Origin of the sequence: Clostridium sp. ZBS15 (genome assembly GCF_023845705.1) — a bacterium.
Taxonomy (GTDB): domain Bacteria; phylum Bacillota; class Clostridia; order Clostridiales; family Clostridiaceae; genus Clostridium; species Clostridium aquiflavi.
In genome coordinates, this window is sequence record NZ_JAMQHY010000001.1 from 39,096 (window position 1) to 62,971 (window position 23,876).

A 23,876-nucleotide genomic window follows, 5' to 3' on the forward strand; every position below is an offset into this window, starting at 1 on the left:
TATTATATACCAAATTATATTTATACCATAGAAAATAGGTAAAAAGTCGTATTTAGCATAATACTTTTCATCCCTTTTACCCATAGATATTAATTATAAAATTTGCAATAATTTAGTTAGATAATTAAGGAAGGACGTGCAATAATGTGTGAAAATATAAAAAATCAAATTGCAGTTATAACTGGCGGTGGTTCAGGTATAGGACGTGATATATGTATAGAATTTGCTAAACGTGGTATTAAAGTTATGATTACTGGAAGAAGAGATGCCAATATCAATGAAACTAAAAAACTAATTGAAGATTTAAACGGATATGCAGAAACTTATAAAATGGATGTTTCTAATAAAGAAAATGTAGAAAGTGTATTTAAAGAAATATATACTAAACATGGTAAAATTGACATTCTCATAAACAATGCCGGACTTTCAACACCTCCTACATTTTGCACTAATATGTCAGATAGTGATTGGGATAGTCTTATAAAAACTCATTTATACGGAGCTTTTTATTGTTCAAGAGCATGTGCTAAATTTATGAAAAATAATAATTATGGAAGAATCGTAAATATGTCATCTATTGCAGGTGTATTTGGTTTTGCAGGAAATATTAATTATTCTACTGCTAAAACAGCACTCGTTGGATTTACTTATTCATTGGCTAAAGAGCTTGGTCCATATGGAATAACAGTGAATGCAATACAACCTGGAATTATAAGGACTTCTATGACTGAAGAAGCATTAAATGCTTTAGAAACAAAATTTATTAATGAAACACCTTTGAAAAAGATTGGTGAGCCAAAGGATATTGCTTCAGCAGTTTCATTCCTATGTAGCCCTGATTCAGGATTTATTACAGGTGTAATACTTAGAGTTGATGGAGGATATATTCTAAATAGTGGAATGGACATCCTTATGATGCAAACATGTTCTACTGAAGAACAATAGTAACTAAAACAAAGTCAAAAATGCCTAAAGATTTTTCTCTAGGCATTTTTTACTTCATTTTAAAAATAGACTCTAATTTAACATCATTATAAATTACTGTATCTATATATTTTTTATTTTATCATCAATTATATATTGCATTCCTCTACTGTAATATTAAGATCTTTATCTACTGTAAAAATATAAGTTTTTGTTTCTAATATCTCATTTTCCCAAGGACGATAATATTTAAAAGTAACTTTCGTAGTACCTTCTTTTACAGCTGAAAACTTCCAAGTGTACGTTCCACCCGCTCCTTGAATTTCTGAATCAACATTATCTTGTTTATAATCTTTCCATTCTTCCTTTATAATACCATCTGTATTAAATTCATAATTCCAAGTATAACCAGTTGTAGGATTACCCTCAATATTTATCTCTACTACTTTTCCACTAGCTACATAAACATTATTAATTTTAGTAGGTTCTGTTTCAACTCCATTTGATAAAAATGCCTTTGTTGCTTGTGGAATTTTATCCCCTATAGATTCCCCTGACATTGCAAAAGTATATGTTCTTTTATTAATTACAATATTTCCTTTGGCCATTGCTCCGCTTTTATCTAAGTAATATGTTTTTCCATTTACCTCAATAACACCACTTTGTATTGCTCCATTTAAGTCTGCATAATACCAAGTTCCATTATCATAAATCCATCCTGTTTTCATGTATCCATTATTATCAAAATAATACCATGCATTATTTATTTGCTTCCAGCCTATCACATAATTTAATTGCGAATACCACCAGCCATTTGTATCCTTAATCCAAGCAGCATTAGCTTCTTTAGGAATAAATGAAAAACTAAGTACCACACCTAAAATACCTGTTAACAAAATCTTTGATTTTTTCATTATATCTCGCCTCTCTATATTGTTTTTATGCTAAGGATTATTTCTATTAATAATATAAATAATCTATTTTATTACATTTTAACATACTTTTTTAGGTATTAATTTCATAATCTTCTTATAAAATAAAAAAATCTAAAGTAAAAATCTACATTTCTACTTTAGACTAAGTTTGGTGGCTCACCCGGGAATCGAACCCGGGACACCATGATTAAAAGTCATGTGCTCTACCGACTGAGCTAGTGAACCAAAATGGTGCGTTTTAAGGGATTCGAACCCCTGGCCCACGCCTTAGAAGGGCGTTGCTCTATCCAGCTGAGCTAAAAACGCATAATTTAACATATGTATCTTATAACCAAATTTTAAACTTTATTATTTAAAACATCCTCAAACATAAAGTCTCTACAACTTGACTGCTTGATTATTATAAGATACATAATATAAATTGTCAACACTGTTTTTACAATTTGTCCACTAAAATCCTAATATAGTATAAATTTAGACATTTAGTTTATACACCTATGCTATAATAATATAAAAAATACTTTTAAATTTTTCAATGTGAGGTAAATATGTCCACTTTAATAAATAAAGAAATAGATCAGTCACTAAATAATATTGAATTTAAACCAATTGATTCTCATAATACAAATATAATAGAAGATGAAATACTTAACGCTAGCAAAACCGGTTTAATCAATAGTATGATAAATTCCAATTTAGCTTTAATTCCCAAATTAATAATTAATGATTATTCTAAAGGAAATAAAGTTTTAAATGAACTAATATCAGAATTAAATAAATGTGAAGAATTCTTTATATCAGTAGCTTTTATAACAAGTAGTGGTATAACTCCACTTCTAGAGATCTTAAAAAACTTAAGTAAAAAAGGTGTTAAAGGTAAAATTTTAACAACTGACTATCTTAACTTTAGCGAACCTAAAGCATTAAAAAAACTTCTTGAGTTTCCTAATATTGAAATTAAGCTATATAGTAAAGAAAACTTCCATACTAAAGGATATATCTTCAAATATAGTGACCATTATAAATTGATTGTTGGAAGCTCAAACTTAACTCAATCTGCATTAACTAAAAATAAAGAATGGAATTTAAAAATTTCTTCATTAGAAGAAGGTTCCCTAACTGAAGGTGTCATTTCAGAATTCAATAACCTTTGGAATGAAGCTGATGAATTAACTTTAGAATGGATAGATACTTACGAAGATATCTATAAAAAACAAATTGAATATACTAGAAAAAGTACTGTTCCAAGTCTTGCACAATATAAACTAAAACCAAACAAGATGCAAGTTGCTGCAATACAAAGCTTAAATAAACTTAGAGAAAATGGTGAAAATAAAGGACTACTAATTTCTGCTACTGGTACTGGTAAAACTTATTTATCTGCCTTTGAACTTAGAAATTACAATCCAAACAAAGCCTTGTTTATTGTGCATAGAGAGCAAATAGCTAAACAAGCCTTAAATAGTTTTAAAAATGTATTTGGTGATACTAGAAATATGGGGATTTTATCTGGCACTAGTAAAGATTTAGATAAAGACTTTATCTTTTGCACTGTACAAACGTTATCTAAAGATGCTGTATTGTATAACTTTAGTAAGGATGAATTTGATTATATTGTAATCGATGAAGTTCACAAGGCTGGTGCTAATAGTTATCAAAAAATAATAGACTACTTTACTCCTAAATTTCTTTTAGGAATGACAGCTACCCCTGAAAGAAGTGATGATTTTGATATATTTAAAATGTTTAACCACAATATTGCCTATGAAATACGTCTTAAGCAAGCCTTAGAAGAAGATTTGCTTTGTCCATTCCATTATTTTGGTGTTTCTGATATTACAATAGATGGAACTCCTCTTAATGAACAATCTGATTTTAGATATTTAGTTGCACAAGAAAGAGTTAAGCATATCATAGATAAAATTAATTTCTATGGTTATTGTGGTGAAAGAGTCAAAGGACTAATATTTTGTAGTAATAAAAAAGAAGCTATTGAACTTTCAAATATATTTAATGCTCGTGGATACAGAACTGTTGCTTTAACTGGTGAAAACTCTCAAAGTGAAAGAGAAGAAGCTATTGAAAGATTAGAACAAGATGAATTATATAATTGTTTAGATTATATATTCACGGTAGATATTTTTAATGAAGGTGTGGACATCCCTACTGTAAATCAAGTGGTAATGTTAAGACCTACTCAATCTTCAATAGTCTTTGTACAGCAATTAGGTAGAGGCCTTAGAAAAAGTAAATTTAAAGAATATGTTGTTATTATAGACTTTGTAGGAAACTACAACAATAACTTTTTAATTCCAATTGCCTTATCAGGAGATAGAACATTTAATAAAGATACCTTAAGAAAATATGTTATGGAAGGCACTAGACTTATTCCTGGCTGCTCTACTATTAATTTTGATGAAGTATGTAAAAAGAAAATCTTTGAATCAATAGATGTAGCTAATTTTAATGATATTAAGCTAATTAAAGAAAGCTACAATAAACTTAAGCAAAAGATTGGTAAAATCCCAACTTTAAGTGATTTTGATACATATAATTCTATAGACCCATTAAGAATTTTTAATAGCAAAAGTCTCGGCTCTTATCATAAATTCCTAAAAAAATACGAAAGGGAATATAAAATAGAACTTAATAATTCTCAGGAATTATTTATAGAATTTATTTCAAAAAAATTAGCTTGTGGTAAAAGGCCTCATGAACTTCTTTTAATTGAATCTGCAATAAATAATGAAACTGATTTAGTCAGTAAATTAAAATTAAAATTAAAAGAAACTTATAATTTTAATTTCACATGCACTACTGAAACTAATGTAATCAATGTTTTAACAAATGAATTTCCAACTGGAACTGGTAAAAAGACATATGCTGAATGTATATTTGTGGAAAAGCAAGGTTCTGATTATATTATCTCTAAAATCTTTAAAGAGCATCTTGAAAATAAATATTTTAAGAATATGGTTCTTGAGTTAATAAAATTTGGTATAGATAGATATAACAAAGATTATAGCAATAAATATATGAATACTTGTTTTCAATTATATCAAAAATATACATATGAAGATGTGTGTAGATTATTAGAATGGGAAAAAGGCGAAGTAGCACTTAATATTGGCGGATACAAATATGATAAAACAACTAAAACTTATCCAGTATTTATTAACTATGATAAATCAGAAGATGTTACAGATACTATTAATTATGAAGATAGATTCCTATGTGAATCTCAATTGATTGCTATATCAAAATCAGGTAGAACAATCTCTTCTGAAGATATCGTCCAAGCTTATAATGCTGAAAAAGATGGTGTTGAAATGAGCTTATTCGTTAGAAAAAATAAAGATGATAAAATTTCAAAAGAATTCTATTTTCTTGGAAAAATCAAAACTATTGATATACCACATGAATTTACAATGAAAAACACTACAAAAACAGCTGTAGAAATAAAATATCAATTAATTACTCCTGTTAGAGAAGATATTTATGAATACATTACATCTTAATATATATACTCTTTTGATGTAAGAAATAGGAACGTATGTAAATTCCCAAGTTTAATATTATAATTAAACATGTATTTTTTAGATATTTTAAAATAAGCAATTAACAATGAATAATCTTTGTTAATTGCTTATTAAAACGTGGTATATATACTTTATTATTTATTTTTAAGCTTATCAACTACTAAAATATCTGCTGGAACCCATTTTTGATCATCTAATTCATCAAAAGTAACCCACTTAGCATCATTATGAGCATTTAAATTCAATTTGCCACCAGCTATTTGACAAATAAAGCAATGCATTGTCAAATGAAAATTTGGATAATCATAATCTATTGTAGTTAAATATTCTAATTCATTTATACCTAACTCTAATTCCTCTTTAATTTCACGATGAAGTGCATCTTCTTTTGATTCCCCTGCTTCAATTTTTCCACCAGGAAATTCCCACATATCGATAAACTCACCATATCCCCTACGTGTGATAAATATTTTGTCTTCTTTCTTAATTATTGCTGCAACTACTTCTATAATCTTCATATGTATCTCCTCACTTTTTCAAAAAATCATATGCCCCTATTTTATTATTATAGACCTAAAATAGCATGTTTTAAAGTACTCTTATTTTTTCCTGCACAAATATAAAAATAAAAGCCACTACAATATTAATTTTTCATAATAATATTGTAGTAGCTTTTATAAGTAAAGAATGACTTTCAATTTAAATTTATTTTTTAATTGATTTAAATGCTTCTGCTTGTGCTTTTATACCTCTTTCAGCAGCAAATCTTTCAATACTTGATGCACCAAAGAAACCATCTATTCCTTCTGTTTTTTCAATTACATATGCTGCATCATCAGGTTCTGCAATTGGACCTCCATGGCAAATAACCATAATATCTGGATTAACAGCTCTACCAGCTTTTATAATAGCTTCTATTTTTTCAACACAGTCATCAAGTGTTAAAGCAGTTTTAGCTCCAATTGTTCCTTTTGTAGTTAATCCCATATGAGCTACTAGAATATCTGCACCAGCTTCAGCCATTGCTTTTGCTTGTTCTGGATCAAATACATATGGAGTAGTAAGCATGTCTAATTCATGTGCTTTTCTAATCATTTCAACTTCTAAGTCATATCCCATTCCTGTTTCTTCAAGATTTTGTCTAAACACTCCATCTATTAAACCAACAGTTGGGAAGTTTTGAACTCCTGAAAATCCTTGTTCTTTAAGTTGCTTTAAATAAACTTCCATTACTCTAAATGGATCTGTACCACAAACTCCTGCAAGTACTGGAGTATGTTTAACAACTGGTAATACTTCTGCTCCCATTTCTACAACAATTTGATTTGCATCACCATATGATAATAATCCTGCTAAAGATCCACGACCTGCCATTCTATATTTTCCTGAATTATATATTATAAGCATATCAGCTCCACCAGCTTCACTACTTTTAGCTGTAATACCTGTACCGGCGCCAACTCCTAATAAAGAATTTCCTTTAGCTATTTCCTCTTTAAATTTCTTAATAATTTCTGCTCTTTTCATAATTAATTCCTCCTAATTTTACTGTTTTTAAATTCTATTTTTAATAATGTTAATAGTTATCTATAAATATCATTATTTTCTAGTAATAAGACTTTAAACTATATTATTTACTCATTAAATCTATAAGCTTTTTAGCTGCTGCTTCTCCAAACTCTTTGTCATTTATTGCAAGATTTAGTTCTTCTATCTCTACAACATCTTTATTTATACAATTCTTTAATGTATCAAAAAGCATTTTATCTTCTTCTTCTCCATAGAATTGTTGTCCCTTTTCATCTAACATTGATACGCCTTTTAAAGGTAAGAATAGTGCTGTATTTCCAGTAGCCATATTTAACTTTTCAGCTATCTTTTCACCAATGATTTTATTTTCTTCAACAGTAGTTCTCATTAATGTAACAGTTGGGTTATGTTTATAGAAATTTCTACCTTCAAACTTCTTTGGAACAGTGTCTATTGGTCCAAAGTTTACCATGTCCAATGCTCCTACTGATACAACTTGAGGTATATTATTCTTTCCAGCTGCTTCTAATCTGTTGTGACCTGCACCTAACACGCCTCCAACTAATTCATCACACCATTCTGTAGTTGTTAAATCCAAAACGCCCTTGATAAAACCACCTTTTATTAGATGCTCCATAGATTTCCCACCAACTCCTGTTGCATGGAATACTAATACTTCATATCCTCTTTCTTCAAGATATTTTCTTGCATAATTTACACATGGCGTTGTTACACCAAACATTGTTGCGGCTACTAGTGGTTTCTTTTCTATAATTTCTTTATTTTCAAAATTCACCATGCCAGCTATTGCAAATACAGCATTTGCAAAGATTTTTGTTGATATTGAATTAAGACCAGCCACATCAACTATTGATGGTACCATAACTATATCACTTGAACCAACATATTGTTCAGTGTTCCCTGAAGCTACTGTTGATACCATAACTTTTGGTACTCCAATTGGTAGAGCTCTCATAGCTGGTGTAATAAGTGATGTTCCACCAGTACCACCAAATGAAATAATTCCATCAAACTTACCTTGTTCATATAATTTAGGAACCAATTTTTCCATTCCTTTTGAAAGAATTTCTGTTGCCAATGCTCTATCCTTTTTAGCTGCAATTTCGTAAATATCTTCACCAACTGCTCTAGCCACCTCTTGATTTGAAACATCTGGTTTAAATTTTGGTTCAAATACACCTGTATGAATAGTAAATGGTTTTAATCCTATACTTTCAATTAATTTTTTAACATATAAATATTCAACACCCTTTGAATCAAAAGTTCCTGCAATTGCTATAGTTTTCATAATCCTCAACTCCCCATAATATAAATTAATTTTTACCTTGTCCACTCATAATTTTTAGTTTTTAGTTTTAAAAAAACGTTATCACAACTTACAAGTTAATGATAACGTTTTTCTAATTTGCAGTAAATGTACTTATGTATTTTAAAATTGTGTTTATGTACTTTCCCTGTATATTTTTGGTGATTTTCCTATATATTTTTTAAACATTTTACTAAAATGTGCATAATCATCATATCCAACTAATTCTGCAACCTCTGATAATCGTATATTTTCTTTTTTTATTATTTCTGCTGCTTTATTCATTCTAAATTTAACTAAATATTGTGGGAAGCTACATCCAACTTCTTTTTTAAAAAGACTACTTAAATGTGTTCTAGAAATATTTGCAACCATAGCTAATTCTAAAAAAGATATATTATTCATGTAGTTTTTAGATACATATTCTTTTACAAATTCTACATAGTCATAATGCTTTGTTATTCCATCTAACATTTTATTTAAAAAATCATCTTTTTCTAAATTACCTGAATATTTAAATTCTCTAGTTATATTAGTTATATATTTTTCAGATGGTATCCTTTCAAAAGCTGATCCACCAATATATCCCATAGTGTTGCAATTATTATACATATATTGAACGTCTACTGGTGTTTTAATAGGTCCCCCATATATCATTTTAATTACATTTGGTCTAATTTTATCACATAAATCAAAAATTGATTTTGCCTTTTCCTTAGCTGCCTCTAAAGATAATATCTTTTTAGCTCCAAGCATTCCACCCTCTGTTAATCCTAAATGCACACATATAATATCTGCTCCTGCATCTAACATATCACTTGCTTGTTCTTTACTAAAAACAAATGCTATAGTAAATAAGTTCTTTTTATGAGCAATTTTAATAGCTTCAACTTCTAAACTGTAACTGCATCCCTCTTCTTCCAATGCCTTTCCAAATATTCCATCAATTATTCCTACAGTCGGATAATTATTAATTCCAGAAAATCCTTTATTTTGTATATTCTCTATATATTCTTCTAAATCTATTGTTGGATCTGTTGCATTTAATCCAAAAATAACAGGAATCTCTTTTATAAGTGGAACAACTTCCCTTAATGCAAATTCCATTACCATATCATTGCTATTGGCAAATGGTAGTATTCCTGCAAGTGAGCTTCTTCCCATCTGTCTAAATCTTCCTGAATTAAGAGTAAGCAATAGATCAGCTCCACCCCTTTGTGCATATTTAGCCGTAACACCAGCACCTGTTGCAACACCAATAATATGACTATTAATTTTTATTTGTAAATTTAAATTTCTAATTATCTCTTCTCTTGACACCATATTTTATACCTCATTACCTAATTCTAATACTTTAATTACTATATTTAAATCTAATCCTAATGTGTTATCTAATAAAAAATCAACTTTTTATCTTTAATTAAATTCATTTTACCATATCAAGAAAATTTAATTTAACATAAAATATATTTTTAATAATATAAATTCCTAAAGAATAAAATATCCCTTTATAGAAGCAGTTTTATTATTTTAACTGTCTACTATAAAGGGAGCATATAATTTTTTCTTTATAATTTTCTAATTTTTTTAACTAGACTTTCACTGTTGTTAACTTTCCATAAACATCTTCATATCATCTTCTACATTAGTTATTCCACCAATTCCAAAGTTATCCATTAATACTTTAGCAACATTTGGTGAAAGGAATGCTGGAAGTGTTGGTCCTAAATGAATGTTTTTAACACCTAAATGTAATAATGATAATAATACTATTACAGCTTTTTGTTCATACCATGCTATATTATATGATATAGGTAGTTTGTTTACATCATCTAGTCCAAATACTTCTTGAAGTTTCAGTGCTATAACAACTAATGAATATGAATCATTACATTGTCCTGCATCTAACACTCTTGGAATTCCACCAATATCACCTAAGTTTAATTTATTATATTTATATTTAGCACATCCTGCAGTTAATATAACTGTATCTTTAGGTAATTTTTCTGCAAAATCAGTATAATAATTTCTTGATTTAGCTCTTCCATCACAACCAGCCATTACAAAGAATCTCTTTATAGCACCAGTTTTAACAGCATCTACAACTTTGTCTGCAAGGGCTAAAACTTGGTTATGCGCAAATCCACCAACGATTTGTCCTTTTTCTATTTCAGTAGGTGCACTGCATTTTTTAGCCATTTCTATAACTTCTGAAAAATCTTTTGTTCCATCAGCCTTAGCTTCTATATGAGCACATCCTGGCATTCCAGTAGCTCCTGTTGTGAATAATCTGTTTTTATAAGAATCCTTTGGAATAACTATACAGTTTGTAGTCATAAGGATTGGTCCATTAAACTTTTCAAATTCTTCTTTTTGTTTCCACCATGCATTACCATAGTTTCCTGCAAAGTGTTTATATTTCTTAAATTTTGGGTAGTATTGTCCAGCAAGCATTTCTCCATGAGTATATACATCTACTCCAGTTCCTTCTGTTTGTTTAAGTAACATCTCTAAATCTTTCAAATCATGTCCTGAAATTAGTATTCCTGGATTAGTTCTAACTCCAATATCTACAGTTGTTATTTCAGGATGTCCATAACTTTCAGTATTAGCTTTATCAAGTAATGCCATACCATCTACACCAAATTTACCAGCTTCTAATGCAAGTGCAACTAATTCATCAACAGTTAAACTATCATCTATTGTAGCTGCTAATGCTTTTGCCATGAATGCATGAACTTCTTCATTGTTATATTTTAAGTTCATAGCATGCTTCATATAAGCAGATAATCCTTTTAATCCATAAGTTATAAGTTCTCTTAAGCTTCTTATATCCTCATTTTCAGTTGAAAGAACCCCAACTTTTTCAGCCTTTGCATCAAATTCTATCGTATTATCAGCTGTCCAAGTTGCTGCATCTGGCATTATCATTTCTGTAGTTTGCATTCCAAATATTTTTTTGAAGAAACCACCACTTACTTTTACCTCTCCAACTTTACCACCAGCTTTAATAACTTTAGCTTTTAGAATTTCTCTTAATTTTAAAGTTTCTCTTACTCTATCTAAAATAGAATCTCTATCAAAATTAGCATTTGTAATTGTTATAAATAAATTTTCTGTTATGTATTTATCAACTTTACTATCTGTAACTCCAACTTTTCTTCCCTCATTACTTACTATAGCTAGTCCTTTAGTTACATATATTAATAAATCTTGAGCCTTTGCTACATGTTCGTCTTTACCACAAACACCTACTTTAGTACAGCCTTTACACCCTGCTGTTTCTTGACATTGATAACAAAACATTGACATATTATGTCCTCCTATTTCTCTTTTTTATATAAAAATTATTAATTTCTTTTTGTTATTTCTTAACTTTAACAATTCAAATTTTACTATATTCTTTTCACTTCTTCTGTAACATATGTTACTAATTTAAAATTAATAATTTTTTATAATTATTTAATACAAAAAAAGAATCTAATTGATATTACAACATTCATCAATTAAATTCTTTTAAATATATGCTGACTATGTTTCTGTTTTTATCTTTACTTATATCCTCATTGTAATCAAGTTTTTTTTAATTCTTTAAAATCATAAAAAATTAAAATATGCTACTAAATTGGTCTTTTAAAATATTCGTCAATAATAAAAGAATTATCATTTCATCACATACTTCAAAAAATCATCTTTTCCATTAAATAATGATTCAGCATTTAAGTTTATTTCTACAAGTGTCTTCTAATTACTTAACCTAGTTTAAATACTATTTATTTTAATTTTTTTATTATGTTTAATTTTGGTTATCTTTAAATATACCTGATGTTGAATTTTGAATTCCTCTACATCATAAATTGTCCAATATAAATTATCAAAAATATCTTTACATTCTATTTCTATTTTTTCTACATTTCCTTCCATTCTATTTTCTTGAGAGTTTGTTATTAAGTACTCTTTTAAAACTCCATCTTTTTCCAATAAATTGATATAGAATTCACTAATATTAGAATTATTTTTAGTTATTGCACTTATTTTTATATCTTTAGCAATCCCTATTCCTACATTTTTTATTTCATGTAAATTTACATTTGTATTATATATTGTGCCAATACTAAATCTCACTTCTTTAACATAATCGTTACCTAAATCTTGTTCTTTTAATATTAATATTGGTTTATTTCTTTTTACATCTTCCAAATATTCTTTGTACATTATAGCTTTCTTATTTTCTTGTTGAATTTTTCTTGTTTCTTCTGTAGTTATAACAACAGCTATTAAAGTTCCGGTACCTCCAACGAATCCTCCTAGCAGACATCCTATTGTTGAATAATATAACTTATAATCTCCACCTTTACTTATCCATAATAAAAATATACATAAAATAACTAATACGATTATTATAACAAATGTTATTAAATATTTTTTTACTTTGTCTTTATAATTATCCAAATAAGACACCTCCTAAAACAATATTTTATATTAAAACTATCTTATATCTATATAAACTGTTATTTAATTCAACCCATAAAATTATCAATATTTTTAACTAGCTGCTGCCTAATCCATATTTAATTTTATTGCTATAAATATTTAGATTTCATATTATTATGTATCTCTACTTTATTGCATCATAAAAGAACCCTATTTTTAGAGTTCTTAATTTTAATTTCTATTATATTTTACCCCATTAATAAATTCTCTATGTATTTTTGTTCTTAGCTTCATCACTCTATTCTCTACTTTGTTCCTTATCGCAAATTTTCGTTCAATCGACAGATTATACACTTTCTTAATATTACGTAGTATTTAACTTTTTAGATTTTGCATATAAGAATATCATGTATTACTAACATTTTTAATGTACATTCTATTTTGGATAGAACATTAACACAAAAGCCTTTGCCACAGTATCTGTTTCATTAAAATAAAAATGTGGTTTATCTGCTAAAAAACGTATAACTTCGCCTTCAACTGCTGTAAATATTTCACCATTTAAATCTAGACTCAAAGTCCCTGCTGTTATTAATGCATACTCTTCAACACCACTATAATGAGCTGATTTTTCTGTTTTAGATTTTTGCATATATTCATTAAAATATATTTCAATTTTCTTATCTTCATCAAAGCTTAGCAGCGGATAACAATTAAACCCATTATCTCCTATCGCATCACTCTCTGCCATTTTGTATATAGTCGCAGTATATATTTTGTCTTCTTTTAATAAATAATTCAAAGGAATCTTTAAACTATTAGCAATATTCCAAAGTGTTGTTATAGATGGATTTCTTATGCCTCTTTCTATTTCACTTATCATACTTTTACTAACATTAGCTTTTATTGATAATTGATCAATAGTTAGATTTCTATCTTTTCTTATCTTTTTCACATTATTTCCTATATTGATATTAATATTTCTCATATAATAGTTCCTTTCTTAATATAAAATTATTGTAATTATTGTAATTAACCATTATAATTCGATATATGGAATTATAATTCTATATATCGAATAAAACTATTATTAATTATACTATAATTTCTAATTAAATTATATCTATAATAAACAAGGAGGATGATTTTATGAAAAAAATATTATTTGTTACAGACCTATATTATAAAGCTAAAGGAAGACTTTATTATGATGAAGATTTATTTCTTACATCAAAGCTTAGAGAGAATTTTAAATTAGTCATATGTAATCCAAAAGACATGAATGATTTTATTGATGACTATGATTTAACTATATTTAGAAATGCAGGACCTGTATCAAACTTCCAAAATGAATACAGATTGTTTAAAGAAAAAGTAAAATTACATAATCTAAAAACATATAATTCATTCAATGGGAAAGCCGATATGAAAGGAAAAGATTATTTAATTGAATTAACAGATAAAAATTATCCTGTAATTAAAACAATAGACAATTTAAATTATATTGATAAACTTCCAATTGTAAATAAGTATGTAATTAAGCCAAAGGATGGTGCAGATTCTATTGGTATGAAGTTTTTATCAAAAGAGGAACTTTATAAAAATAGAAATTTAGATGATAAAAATACATTAATTCAGCCATTAATAAATTTTAAGTATGAAGTATCTTTCTACTTTATTGATAAGGAGTTCCAATACGCTTTATATGCACCAGATAAAAATAAAAGATGGGAGCTTAAAGAATATGTACCTACTAAAGAGGATTTAGAATTTGCACAAAAATTTATTCAGTGGAACAATTTAAATCATGGAATTCAAAGAGTTGATGCTTGTAGAACTGAAGAAAATGAACTTTTGTTAGTGGAATTAGAAGATTTGAATCCTTATCTTTCACTTTTAGAAATATCAGATGAATTACGTAATAGATTTGTTGATTCTCTAAAAAATTCGCTAAGAAAAGTTCTTACTTCTGATTAATAAATAATATGTATAACTTAATAATTAAATAATCAAAGGTATTGTTTATTGTAGCAATACCTTTACTAATTCACTTAATTTTAAAAATACATACTTTACATCAAAATAACTGTTTCACCTTTTGTGCCGCTCAAAATATCCATCCCCATTTTTAGAATACGAATAATAAACATTGAAACTTCTGTTACTTTTTTCATTTTTAAAATCTATAGGTAAATATTTCTTATCAAACTTTACATCATTATACTCAATGAATTGAGTATATACACAGATAATCTTGCATTCTTCTTCATTAAATAATGCATACTCATAGCAATTATTGCTATTAAATATAGTTACATAAGCTGGGTAAATAAAATTTTTTGTGTCATGAATAATGATGTTTTCAATATCTTTATAGTTTTCATTTTTATATCTTTCAGAAATTTTAGAAAGCCTTAATACTTCTGCATCAAAATCTGATTTTGAAAGAGAATACTCTAGATAAATCTGGCAAGTAGGATCGAAAAAAGTGTCCCTGTAATAATAATAGTATGATTCTATTCGTGCCGAATCTGGCATTTGTGTTGGAAAAATATACAGATTGCTATATCCCCTAAAATCTTTAAAAGTACCATAGTCCTTTATATCAGATGTTTTAGTAGGAAATCCACCAGTTACACATACCCACATAAAAATTATAACTGAAAGTAAAAAGGCTATAATACTCGCTACTATAATAAAAGCGAATTTCTTTCTTTTTGTCCAACATCCATTTTCACCCATATAACTTACAATATGCTTTGGATTTTTTATATTATACATCCATTATATTCCTCCATCATACATTTTATATAAATAAACATCACTTACTATTATTAATTATAACATAAATTGTAAAATACAATTTCGATTTTCAAAGAACCAATTGTTTATCTTGAAACTTCAAGATTATTAGCTAAATCTTCTTGCTTTATCCCTCTCTGCTTTCTTATTATTTAAGATTTTTAGAATTGTTATTATTGTTTTTAAAATAAAATATCCTAATAAACAAGCTAAAATTGGAAAAATAACAAAATCTACATTACGATGATTATCAAAAATAAGTTCAAATAAAATAATACTTATACTACAAATTTTTAAGGTTGGAATACATGAATTTAGTTTATTAATTATTATTGGTATTAAAAATCCCATTAAAGCACAGAAAAAAAGTGAAATAATTCTAAAATTTGTAATATGTTGTACATTGCTAATATTGTGGCCATGTATTATATCTTTAATTGCTATATATACATAATTAAATGGTATTATATCCTTATATGTAATTCGATAACATAATCTCTTTATATCATTAAAAAGAATAATAACTATAATAAAAGCAACTATTAATATAATAAAAGCAAATATTCTAGCCATATATGATAAATTAGATGAATTGTTATTAAAATTATCACTAGAAATTTTTTCAGTATTATTAAAAGATTCAATTGCTAATTTACAGGCTTCATCAGAATTATATCCTTCTGAAATATAATTATCTTGTAAAGTTAATATATGATCTTTAAATTGTAATTTTAAATCTTGTTTTTCTTTATAAGATAAATCCAGTTTTTTCAAAATAGAATTTAAGTACTTATCGACATTATTCATTTATGATCTCCTCCTATGCATAAAACTAGTAGGGAATTAATTATTTCATAATCATTAATCTTTTCTTTTAATGTAGTAATCCCCTCAATTGTAATCTTGTAATATTTTCTTTTAATTAGCTTTCCCCCTCTTTCAACCCAATAAGAATCAATGTATTTTTTTTCTTCAAGCCTCTTTAATGCAGGATATAAAGTGCCTTCACCAACTGAAAGTTTATTATTGGATAATTCTTTTATGGTTTTAGATAATTCATATCCATACATATCATTATTTTTTAATAAAGACAATAAGAGTATATCTAAAAAGCCTTTTAATATTTCTCTATCCAAATTGTCACCTCCTAAAAATAGTATAAATCATGATACATTGCTTAGCAAGGTATCATGCATAAAAAGGACAAAAATGATATATATGGAACTATTAACTAAACTTTTTACTAATACCTTGGTTCTGTAGTGCTTATTGCTTGCTTACTAGCATAAAAAAATTATAACATTACTCAGTTTTCTGCAAAAAAAATAAAGAGTCATAACGATTAAAAATCATTAAAACTCTTTAAATGGTGCGATTTGTCAAGGATAACTAAATCCTAAGTGTTCCTAAAAAACACTAATTACTTTCTTTTTTTCTAAGAGCATCTATTTCTTCTTCTGTTAATCCAGTTTTTATTGCTATTGTTTTATTATCTAAGATATCTAGCAAATTTTTTGCTATTTCTAGCGCCTTAATTTTTTCTCCTTCTTCTTTACCTTTTTGTGTATAATGTCTTCTTCTTATTTCATCAACAGTCATCCTTACAGCACCTCCTTTTTTCTTTTTATAATCATCAAGTCACCGGTTTTTACACGTATGTCGGCGTCCCTTCCTAATTCTCTAAATGCCTGGAATAACTTAATCTTTTTACTATATAATATATAGATATTATTAGTGAAAAACTTTATAATAATATTAGATATAATTGGTAAAATATGTTTTAAGGAGGATATATGGGAAATTCAAAATGTCTATTATTTGCATATTTATATTGCTTTGTAGTTGGTTTTCTTGTCTTTTTAAAAGGGTATAAAATGTATAAGACTAAAAAATATTTAATTAAATTGAAAAATAGAGTTATTAAAGATGAAGTGAAATTATCAAAGTATGAAGGTACATTGCTTTGTGTAAGCTCTATAATATATATTATAATGGTTATTGTAATGTTTAACCCTAGTCCTATATATCATGATATCAAAGACTATATATGTATAAGATTGCTTATAGGATTTGCTATAGTTTGTTATATTATACATTTCATTTTTTTGAATTTATATACTACAAAGAAAAAAAATAAAAGTTAGGTATCAACTTATTTAGAAATATCATATAAATAAAAGTACATTCTACTCATTTTAAGAATGTGTTGCACATAAATTCATAGAACTTTTCTTTTTCTTCAAATTGCGGATAATGTGCAGAATCTTTAAATATCACCATTTGCTTTATACTTTTTCCACTTAGATTATTTAGATATTTGTCTGCTGCTTCTGGTGAGGTCATACAATCATATTTGCCCATAACAAAATAGACTGGTATATCAATATTTTTAACAATGTCTGTTATTGGACAATTCATTGTTTCTGTAATTAATTCATCCTGATACTTGGAAGTTGCCACACAAAAACCAATTGCATCAATGAAATTGTATTCAGTACCCAATAAAAATCCTTGTAAATAATCTGCATTTTCATCAATATTTTTTGCTGAAAATCCATATTTTCTAACATATTGACGTGGAGTAATAGATTTGCCTTGTTTAATATCATTTTCAACGCTTTCTAAATATTTTAAATCATCCATGTCTTTTACTATTTTTGCAGCATCTATGCATTTATTTAGTCCATCTAATTCACTTTGAACCATATCAGATACCTGTCCTATTCCAATATAAGCCTTATACAATTCTGGCTGCTTATTTGCTGCCATTGTTGCAATATATGTACCATATGAATGTCCAATAAGAATTGATTTTTCTTGTCCTAAATACTCCTCAATATACTTTGTAAGTTCAATTAAATCTTCCACATGTGTATTTGCACAAACATTTGAATAATCAGTACCAATATTATACGATTTTTCGCTTCCCCTTTGATCATAATGAACAATGGTAAAGTTCTTTTCTAATAAATCTTGGTACTTTCTCACATAGGGTATTTCTGAACAACAGGGTCCCCCATGTACAAAAATAGCAATTGGATTTTCTTTATTGTATCCCCTAATCATAATTTCTAACTCTGTTCCATTTATATGAACTTTATGCAATTCACTTATACTATTTTCTCCTTTTATTTTAGGTGTCCATGTAGGTTTAAAACACTGCAATAACAAAAATATTGCAATAATAAAAAAGATAACCTTTATAATTGTTAAGGATTTGTATTTTGTTTTTCTTTCTAAATTCACAATTGCTTCACCTTGCAAATTACCATTTTTCTATTGGTTAATTATAACATATTTTGTAAATATAACATCACTAAGTTTTCTGCACAAAAATAAAGAGTCATAATAATTAAAAATCATTACAACTCTTTAAATGGTACAGTTTATTAAGGATAAGTAAATCTCAAATATTTCTAAAAACACTAATTAATTTCTTTTTTTCTAAGAGCATCTATCTCTTCTTCTATTAATCCAGTTTTTATTGCTATTGTTTTATTATCTAAAATATCTAGTAAATTTTTTGCTATTTCTAATTTTCCCTGCTTAATGCCTTTACTTGCTCATTATTTTTTACTTTATCATAATTTATTAATTCTTCTGCTAAGTTTATTTTTGCTTTATAAATATCTTCGTCTTTTTGTTTTGTTTCTAATAATCTTTTTGCCATTTTAAATACTAATTTTAATGGATTATCTTCACTTATATTTTCTAAACTTAACTTTTCTACATCTATTGTTTTAAAATTATAAGTTAATATTTCCTTTTCTAATTCTGGCAATTTATATACATACTTTTTATCTTTTCCACGCTCACCCTTGTAAGTGTATATTGCCGCAGCAACTATTTCTGATTTATCTTTGTATTTATATCTAAATTTATCCCAAATTCTATAAAAATATCTAAACATTCTTTCGCCAAATACAGCTTCATCGCTACTATATCTCTGCACTTCTACGTGAATAAATAATATTTTACTTCCTTTATCTCTTAATCTAACCTTTATTATCTTTTCTGCACTATCTTTATCAAAAATATCCTTTTGAATTTCTTGTAGTTCTTGATCTAGACTTTCAGTTCCAAGTTCCCATGCAATATTATCAAATATCTCTGGAAAAAGTAGCTCTACTATTTCTATTTCAAAGGCTTCTAATAGATTAATGAACACATTTATAAATGCGGGCTTTCTCACTAAGCTCAGCTAAAACTTCACTAAGTGTTCAATGCCTCCATGCCTCATCAAAATCATGCTTTTTAATCAAGTTATTTCACGCCCTTCTAAATTATCACTGTTGGTTGTGTTATTTCCCTATATATATTATATATTATTATTCTGAATTTAAAAATTATAGGGATTAACATACGTCTCATGTTAAGGTTAAACCACAGTAAAATAGCTATTTTATAAAATCAATAATACCATTAAGGTATTGAAACTTCAAGGTTTCAAGGAAATTTTCCTAGCAGTTTATAAAACCCTTAGGAAAATTTAAAAATACCACTTCAGCCCTGTAATTTCAATGGATTAAGGAGTTTTATATAAATTCATGGCTGTTAAAATAGAATGTTTAATATTGTAGCCAACCTGTACACTTTAGTAGTATTACGCACTAAAAAAAATCACAAACTCAATCTCTTGAATAATGTGATTTTACAATTTGTTACTTGTTTCTATTAATTAATAATATAAAACTATTATGTTACAAGAATAGTCTTTAAAGTTTCATTTACTAAAAATTTCAATAAATATAAGAATCCAATAGCTAATACGACTTACTTTTTTTCTTTTAAATGCTGTGATAGTTTTTAATCACGAGTTAAACAAAGTCACTATTTATGGTGATTTTGGAGTGATAGTTACTTCACCGTCACCAGTTACTACAAATATGTACTCAGACGTCATGGGTATTGTATCGATATTTGATGAATTAGACTCTAGTTGTATATCTTGAATTGGAATATAATTTTTATTAAAAATCATCACACGTACACTATTAGTTTTTGAAATATTACTAACAGTATAAATATTACCTGATGCAATCTCAAAATCAGACAAGTTATAAATACCTTGCTTAAATGTAGTGGAAACTGAAAATGCAGGTTTTAATCCTATTATATTAGAGAATAAACATAAAAAAAATAAGAATAAAATAGTAAATTTTTTCATAAATACATCCCCTTAAATTAAAGTGTTACACAAAGTCACCATTTATGCTGATCTTGGAGTAATGTATACTTCTCCTTTACCAATTATTAAAATGATATAGTTAGACTTTATAGGTACTGTATCAAGTTTTTGTATGCTTGGTACTAATCGTATTGATTCCATTACAACTTGATTTTCATCTAAAATATATAAATACATACCTTCGGTTTGTGAAACATTTTGAATAGTAAAAATACCAGTATTTGGAATACCAAAATCAGATAATTTATAAATACCTTGGGAAAATATATTTCCAACTGCGAATACAGATACTAATCCAACTCCATTAAATGTTAAACATAAAAAAATTAAGAATATAACAGCAAATCTTTTCATCATTCACCCACCTTTCAGTCTTATTTTACGTAATAAATATATTAATATTCATATACTTTTAGAGCTAAAAGTAATAAGTATTAGTTCACATCTAATTATCATTACTAACCAATTTATATATTATAAGTATCACATTATTCAATTTTCAAAGAACATTATTATTAATTACTAAGTCATTTCTACAGATTGTACACTTTTTTAGAATTTCATATAAAAAAACACCTAAGATACTTAAATCCTAAGCATTTATAAAAATATCAATACTTTTTATATATGATTTTGTAGGTAATTCTTTTTGAATCTCAAATAACAGATTACTTCTTCTTGCAGCTAATCCTAGATTATAATTCTCTCTTGAAAAAATTTTTGCTAATTCTCTTCCAATGCCACTACTTGCACCAATAATAATTGCCTTATTCGTAAAATGTTCCCCCCTTAAACCAACTTGTTTAATAAACTGAATTCATCAACTTTTTTTACACATTTCAACAAATTCAATAGGATGTTGAATAATTTTTGAAATTTCCTCTATAGAATATCCATTGTTAAGATAACGTTTTGCTATAACTGTCATAGATTCTCCTATCTCTATAATATGATGGTCAGGGTCATAAATACGAACAACTCTTTGTTGCCATTCATGTTTTTTAGGCTGATGAACATATTCAATATTTTTATACCCTTGTATCTTTTTAATAAATGCTTCAAAATTATCTACCTCAAAATATAATTCCATATTATTTGACTTCTCCTTAACAGAATTAGCAGATAAATTTGTAAGCCACGCAAAATCCTCTTGTATTGCAAACCCACCACTAAACGTTACATTTTTACCTAAATCAAGAATAACTTTTTGATCAAATAGTTCCTTATAAAACTGTTTAGAAACATTAATATCTTTCACTGCTAATAGTGCCAATTTAAATTCCATATGTTATCTTTAGTAAGAGAATGTATTATAATTACCAAACTCTTACTAAAGTTCACCACCTCTCATTTTATATACTTTTAAGTGTATAACAAGTTATTATTTCACATTGTATTTTAATATGTTATTTATTTCCAAACTCAATATTGTACGAATAAAAAACTCATTTAAGAAACTCATTAACAAACTGAAATTTAAGGTCTTAAATCTCTATAAACTCTACAGAATTACCATGCTGTTTAATTATCCTCACTAAATCCACTACATTCAACCATATTGTTGCTGTATTTTCATTTGGGTGAATCCCTATAAGACTTTCATTAAATGTATTATCTAATATTACCTTTACTTTTCGCTCATCATCATTGATTATACCTAAAGGTGTTACAGAACCCTTAGAAAGCCCTAAAATAGAACTTAGATCGTTCTCAGAAGCAAAACTAAGAGGCCTTGAACAAATTTTCTCTTTTAACTTTTTTAAGTTAACCTTCTTTTCATTCCTGATAACCAATAGATAATAATTACGTTTTTTATCATCTCTAACAAATAGATTCTTTGCTATAACATCGGTGTCAGGCAAGTTAAGTTCCATCATCTCATCAATATTATATACTTCCTTATGCTCAATAAGTTTAAACCTAATCTCCATCCTATTTAAGAAATCATAAACTTCTTTTGACTTTTTTAACATTTTCGTATGCCCCCATTCATCTCAACACATGAAATTTATTATTGTTTCATTTTCCATTCAAACCCAAGCTTTTCTGTATTTTTAAATAATTATAGCATATTTTGTAAAGAATGCATTGTTCAATTTTTAAAGAACATTTTTTTAATTTACTTCGTCAAATCTACAAATTGCGTATAAAAAACACCTAAGATAATTAAATCCTAAGCGCTTTTAAAAATATTAATTACTTTTCTTTTTCCTAATATAATCTTAAATTATTTATTAAAACCGATGTTCAAAATTAAAAGAAGTTACCTTTTTATAAACATATGAATATAAGAAGATAAGAAGTTGTCTTCTTAAAAAATATTTCAATTCATTAATCTATATCGTAACATTAGCAATTACATTTTTAGTAACTATTTTTATAACATTATTAAGAGTAAAAATAAAAATACCCTTATAGCTACAAAATCAAAATTATAGCTATAAGGATATTTTCTTGTACATCCTATGTTAAGGTTAAACCATAGTAAAATAGCCATTCTCTAAAATAAATATTATTTGCTTTATTTCATTATTTATAAATTTAAAATCACAATATTTTCCGTTGTACCCTAATGTTTGTGTTCTCTCAAAACTTATCTTTTTTATATGACTATAGCATTCAATATCACCTTTGCAAAAAATTTGACACATTTCAGGACAATTCATCTCTATGCAAGTATCATTCCATATACATTTTTTCATAATAAACACCATTGAATTATTATCGTTTTGTACAATTGTACTTTCCCAATTATCACTTTTTAATGACTCACTAAAATTCATACGGAAAATTTCAAAAAAATGCTCGTTTTTTTCCATCTTTTGAAGATTCAATATAACTTTCTGTAAATCTAGCAAAAATCCTTTCTCTACAATTTGCAAAGCTAATCCCTTATATTGAGGAATATCTTGCAGAACTTTGTAAAGTGCTATCCTAGGAAGAATACTATTCTTTAGAGTTTCTAACTGTTCTTTACTTTTTCCTGTACTACTTAGTTTTATAAGTCTTTTAAGTTTCTCTTGCTGATGTTTGTATATTTTTTCTCCTTGTTCTTGTCCAAATTCATTAATTAAAAAACATTTCACATTTTTCACCCTCTAAATTGATTCGCGTTAATATTTTATATAATTACAATTATTAATCAATTATATAATATTTAGGATATACTAAATTATTTAATTCTCAGTTAACTTATA

The 23,876-nt window shown here is 26.9% G+C and carries 23 protein-coding genes, 2 tRNA genes and 1 pseudogene; 4 read left to right on the forward strand and 22 right to left on the reverse strand.

What is annotated here, in order from left to right:
• Positions 1-144 precede the first annotated feature (144 nt).
• Entirely contained in the window at positions 145-945 is an 801-nt protein-coding gene (locus tag NG904_RS00165; protein ID WP_252228979.1) for an SDR family NAD(P)-dependent oxidoreductase, read from the forward strand.
• 128 nt (positions 946-1,073) lie between these two features.
• Here NG904_RS00165 and NG904_RS00170 read toward each other — a convergent pair whose 3' ends face one another.
• The 3 genes from NG904_RS00170 to NG904_RS00180 all read right to left on the reverse strand — a co-directional run bounded on the left by NG904_RS00170 (position 1,074) and on the right by NG904_RS00180 (position 2,165).
• Complete coding sequence (locus NG904_RS00170; RefSeq protein ID WP_252228981.1) at positions 1,074-1,838, reverse strand: protease inhibitor I42 family protein; 765 nt, start codon at positions 1,836-1,838, stop codon at positions 1,074-1,076.
• A gap of 170 nt (positions 1,839-2,008) precedes the next feature.
• Positions 2,009-2,084: transfer RNA gene (locus NG904_RS00175), tRNA-Lys, on the reverse strand.
• 4 nt (positions 2,085-2,088) lie between these two features.
• A tRNA-Arg gene (locus tag NG904_RS00180) sits at positions 2,089-2,165 on the reverse strand.
• Between the two features lie 242 nt (positions 2,166-2,407).
• On the opposite strand from NG904_RS00180, the gene NG904_RS00185 reads away from it, so the two are divergent.
• Positions 2,408-5,377, forward strand: a complete 2,970-nt coding sequence (locus NG904_RS00185; protein WP_252228983.1) for a DEAD/DEAH box helicase — start codon at positions 2,408-2,410, stop codon at positions 5,375-5,377.
• A 155-nt stretch (positions 5,378-5,532) separates the two neighbouring features.
• Here the strand turns inward: NG904_RS00185 and mutT are convergent, their stop codons facing one another.
• The 7 genes from mutT to NG904_RS00220 all read right to left on the reverse strand — a co-directional run bounded on the left by mutT (position 5,533) and on the right by NG904_RS00220 (position 13,677).
• Positions 5,533-5,916, reverse strand: coding sequence for an 8-oxo-dGTP diphosphatase MutT (gene mutT / locus NG904_RS00190; protein ID WP_252228985.1), 384 nt, complete (start codon positions 5,914-5,916; stop codon positions 5,533-5,535).
• Between the two features lie 187 nt (positions 5,917-6,103).
• The gene (locus NG904_RS00195; protein ID WP_252212104.1) at positions 6,104-6,925 is read right to left on the reverse strand and encodes a phosphoenolpyruvate hydrolase family protein; all 822 of its coding nucleotides are present in this window, start codon (positions 6,923-6,925) and stop codon (positions 6,104-6,106) included.
• A 103-nt stretch (positions 6,926-7,028) separates the two neighbouring features.
• A complete protein-coding gene (locus NG904_RS00200; RefSeq protein WP_252228987.1) occupies positions 7,029-8,237 on the reverse strand; it encodes a Tm-1-like ATP-binding domain-containing protein in 1,209 nt (402 codons plus the stop codon).
• A gap of 153 nt (positions 8,238-8,390) precedes the next feature.
• On the reverse strand, positions 8,391-9,578 hold the full coding sequence (locus tag NG904_RS00205) for a phosphoenolpyruvate hydrolase family protein (RefSeq protein ID WP_252228989.1): 1,188 nt from the start codon (positions 9,576-9,578) through the stop codon (positions 8,391-8,393).
• Positions 9,579-9,863: 285 nt separating this feature from the next.
• The gene (gene hcp / locus NG904_RS00210) at positions 9,864-11,567 is read right to left on the reverse strand and encodes a hydroxylamine reductase (RefSeq protein WP_252228991.1); all 1,704 of its coding nucleotides are present in this window, start codon (positions 11,565-11,567) and stop codon (positions 9,864-9,866) included.
• 450 nt (positions 11,568-12,017) lie between these two features.
• Positions 12,018-12,707: a hypothetical protein gene (locus tag NG904_RS00215; protein WP_252228993.1), complete on the reverse strand. Its 690-nt coding sequence runs from the start codon at positions 12,705-12,707 to the stop codon at positions 12,018-12,020.
• Between the two features lie 418 nt (positions 12,708-13,125).
• Positions 13,126-13,677: a helix-turn-helix domain-containing protein gene (locus tag NG904_RS00220; RefSeq protein WP_035782658.1), complete on the reverse strand. Its 552-nt coding sequence runs from the start codon at positions 13,675-13,677 to the stop codon at positions 13,126-13,128.
• Between the two features lie 161 nt (positions 13,678-13,838).
• Between NG904_RS00220 and NG904_RS00225 the strand changes: the two genes are divergently transcribed.
• The gene (locus NG904_RS00225) at positions 13,839-14,666 is read left to right on the forward strand and encodes a hypothetical protein (protein WP_252228995.1); all 828 of its coding nucleotides are present in this window, start codon (positions 13,839-13,841) and stop codon (positions 14,664-14,666) included.
• A 114-nt stretch (positions 14,667-14,780) separates the two neighbouring features.
• Here the strand turns inward: NG904_RS00225 and NG904_RS00230 are convergent, their stop codons facing one another.
• The 4 genes and pseudogenes from NG904_RS00230 to NG904_RS00245 form a co-directional block, all read right to left on the reverse strand.
• The gene (locus tag NG904_RS00230; protein WP_252228997.1) at positions 14,781-15,470 is read right to left on the reverse strand and encodes a hypothetical protein; all 690 of its coding nucleotides are present in this window, start codon (positions 15,468-15,470) and stop codon (positions 14,781-14,783) included.
• A 110-nt stretch (positions 15,471-15,580) separates the two neighbouring features.
• Positions 15,581-15,643, reverse strand: a pseudogene (locus NG904_RS17420) (helix-turn-helix transcriptional regulator); the annotation flags it as partial.
• 651 nt (positions 15,644-16,294) lie between these two features.
• Positions 16,295-16,627, reverse strand: a complete 333-nt coding sequence (locus NG904_RS00240) for a PadR family transcriptional regulator (protein ID WP_252228999.1) — start codon at positions 16,625-16,627, stop codon at positions 16,295-16,297.
• A gap of 280 nt (positions 16,628-16,907) precedes the next feature.
• A complete protein-coding gene (locus NG904_RS00245) occupies positions 16,908-17,090 on the reverse strand; it encodes a hypothetical protein (protein ID WP_252229001.1) in 183 nt (60 codons plus the stop codon).
• Between the two features lie 194 nt (positions 17,091-17,284).
• On the opposite strand from NG904_RS00245, the gene NG904_RS00250 reads away from it, so the two are divergent.
• Positions 17,285-17,635 (forward strand): hypothetical protein, encoded by a 351-nt coding sequence (locus NG904_RS00250; protein WP_252229003.1) that lies wholly within the window; start codon positions 17,285-17,287, stop codon positions 17,633-17,635.
• A gap of 46 nt (positions 17,636-17,681) precedes the next feature.
• On the opposite strand, the gene NG904_RS00255 is transcribed toward NG904_RS00250, so the two are convergent.
• From NG904_RS00255 to NG904_RS17425, 8 genes are all read right to left on the reverse strand, one after another.
• The gene (locus NG904_RS00255; protein ID WP_252229005.1) at positions 17,682-18,737 is read right to left on the reverse strand and encodes an alpha/beta fold hydrolase; all 1,056 of its coding nucleotides are present in this window, start codon (positions 18,735-18,737) and stop codon (positions 17,682-17,684) included.
• Positions 18,738-19,023: 286 nt separating this feature from the next.
• Positions 19,024-19,659, reverse strand: coding sequence for an Rpn family recombination-promoting nuclease/putative transposase (locus NG904_RS00260; protein ID WP_502801449.1), 636 nt, complete (start codon positions 19,657-19,659; stop codon positions 19,024-19,026).
• Positions 19,660-20,325: 666 nt separating this feature from the next.
• Positions 20,326-20,547, reverse strand: a complete 222-nt coding sequence (locus NG904_RS00265; protein ID WP_252229007.1) for a hypothetical protein — start codon at positions 20,545-20,547, stop codon at positions 20,326-20,328.
• Positions 20,548-20,700: 153 nt separating this feature from the next.
• Complete coding sequence (locus tag NG904_RS00270; protein ID WP_252229009.1) at positions 20,701-21,036, reverse strand: hypothetical protein; 336 nt, start codon at positions 21,034-21,036, stop codon at positions 20,701-20,703.
• Positions 21,037-21,271: 235 nt separating this feature from the next.
• Positions 21,272-21,496, reverse strand: a complete 225-nt coding sequence (locus NG904_RS00275; protein ID WP_353846040.1) for an SDR family NAD(P)-dependent oxidoreductase — start codon at positions 21,494-21,496, stop codon at positions 21,272-21,274.
• A 3-nt stretch (positions 21,497-21,499) separates the two neighbouring features.
• Complete coding sequence (locus NG904_RS00280) at positions 21,500-21,964, reverse strand: glyoxalase/bleomycin resistance/dioxygenase family protein (RefSeq protein ID WP_252229011.1); 465 nt, start codon at positions 21,962-21,964, stop codon at positions 21,500-21,502.
• A 199-nt stretch (positions 21,965-22,163) separates the two neighbouring features.
• Positions 22,164-22,652: a prolyl-tRNA synthetase associated domain-containing protein gene (locus tag NG904_RS00285; protein WP_252229013.1), complete on the reverse strand. Its 489-nt coding sequence runs from the start codon at positions 22,650-22,652 to the stop codon at positions 22,164-22,166.
• A 501-nt stretch (positions 22,653-23,153) separates the two neighbouring features.
• Complete coding sequence (locus tag NG904_RS17425) at positions 23,154-23,765, reverse strand: L-2-amino-thiazoline-4-carboxylic acid hydrolase (protein WP_252229015.1); 612 nt, start codon at positions 23,763-23,765, stop codon at positions 23,154-23,156.
• Between the last annotated feature and the right edge of the window lie 111 nt (positions 23,766-23,876).

Coding starts and splice junctions, on each gene's coding strand:
- NG904_RS00280 (WP_252229011.1), bottom strand. CDS start 21,964: ATGGAATTTAAATTGGCACTATTAGCAGTGAAAGATATTAATGTTTCT.
- NG904_RS00165 (WP_252228979.1), top strand. CDS start 145: ATGTGTGAAAATATAAAAAATCAAATTGCAGTTATAACTGGCGGTGGT.
- NG904_RS00195 (WP_252212104.1), bottom strand. CDS start 6,925: ATGAAAAGAGCAGAAATTATTAAGAAATTTAAAGAGGAAATAGCTAAA.
- NG904_RS00225 (WP_252228995.1), top strand. CDS start 13,839: ATGAAAAAAATATTATTTGTTACAGACCTATATTATAAAGCTAAAGGA.
- NG904_RS00230 (WP_252228997.1), bottom strand. CDS start 15,470: ATGTATAATATAAAAAATCCAAAGCATATTGTAAGTTATATGGGTGAA.
- NG904_RS00170 (WP_252228981.1), bottom strand. CDS start 1,838: ATGAAAAAATCAAAGATTTTGTTAACAGGTATTTTAGGTGTGGTACTT.
- NG904_RS00270 (WP_252229009.1), bottom strand. CDS start 21,036: ATGATGAAAAGATTTGCTGTTATATTCTTAATTTTTTTATGTTTAACA.
- NG904_RS00250 (WP_252229003.1), top strand. CDS start 17,285: ATGGGAAATTCAAAATGTCTATTATTTGCATATTTATATTGCTTTGTA.
- hcp (WP_252228991.1), bottom strand. CDS start 11,567: ATGTCAATGTTTTGTTATCAATGTCAAGAAACAGCAGGGTGTAAAGGC.
- NG904_RS00200 (WP_252228987.1), bottom strand. CDS start 8,237: ATGAAAACTATAGCAATTGCAGGAACTTTTGATTCAAAGGGTGTTGAA.
- NG904_RS00285 (WP_252229013.1), bottom strand. CDS start 22,652: ATGTTAAAAAAGTCAAAAGAAGTTTATGATTTCTTAAATAGGATGGAG.
- NG904_RS00205 (WP_252228989.1), bottom strand. CDS start 9,578: ATGGTGTCAAGAGAAGAGATAATTAGAAATTTAAATTTACAAATAAAA.
- mutT (WP_252228985.1), bottom strand. CDS start 5,916: ATGAAGATTATAGAAGTAGTTGCAGCAATAATTAAGAAAGAAGACAAA.
- NG904_RS00185 (WP_252228983.1), top strand. CDS start 2,408: ATGTCCACTTTAATAAATAAAGAAATAGATCAGTCACTAAATAATATT.
- NG904_RS00245 (WP_252229001.1), bottom strand. CDS start 17,090: ATGACTGTTGATGAAATAAGAAGAAGACATTATACACAAAAAGGTAAA.
- NG904_RS00220 (WP_035782658.1), bottom strand. CDS start 13,677: ATGAGAAATATTAATATCAATATAGGAAATAATGTGAAAAAGATAAGA.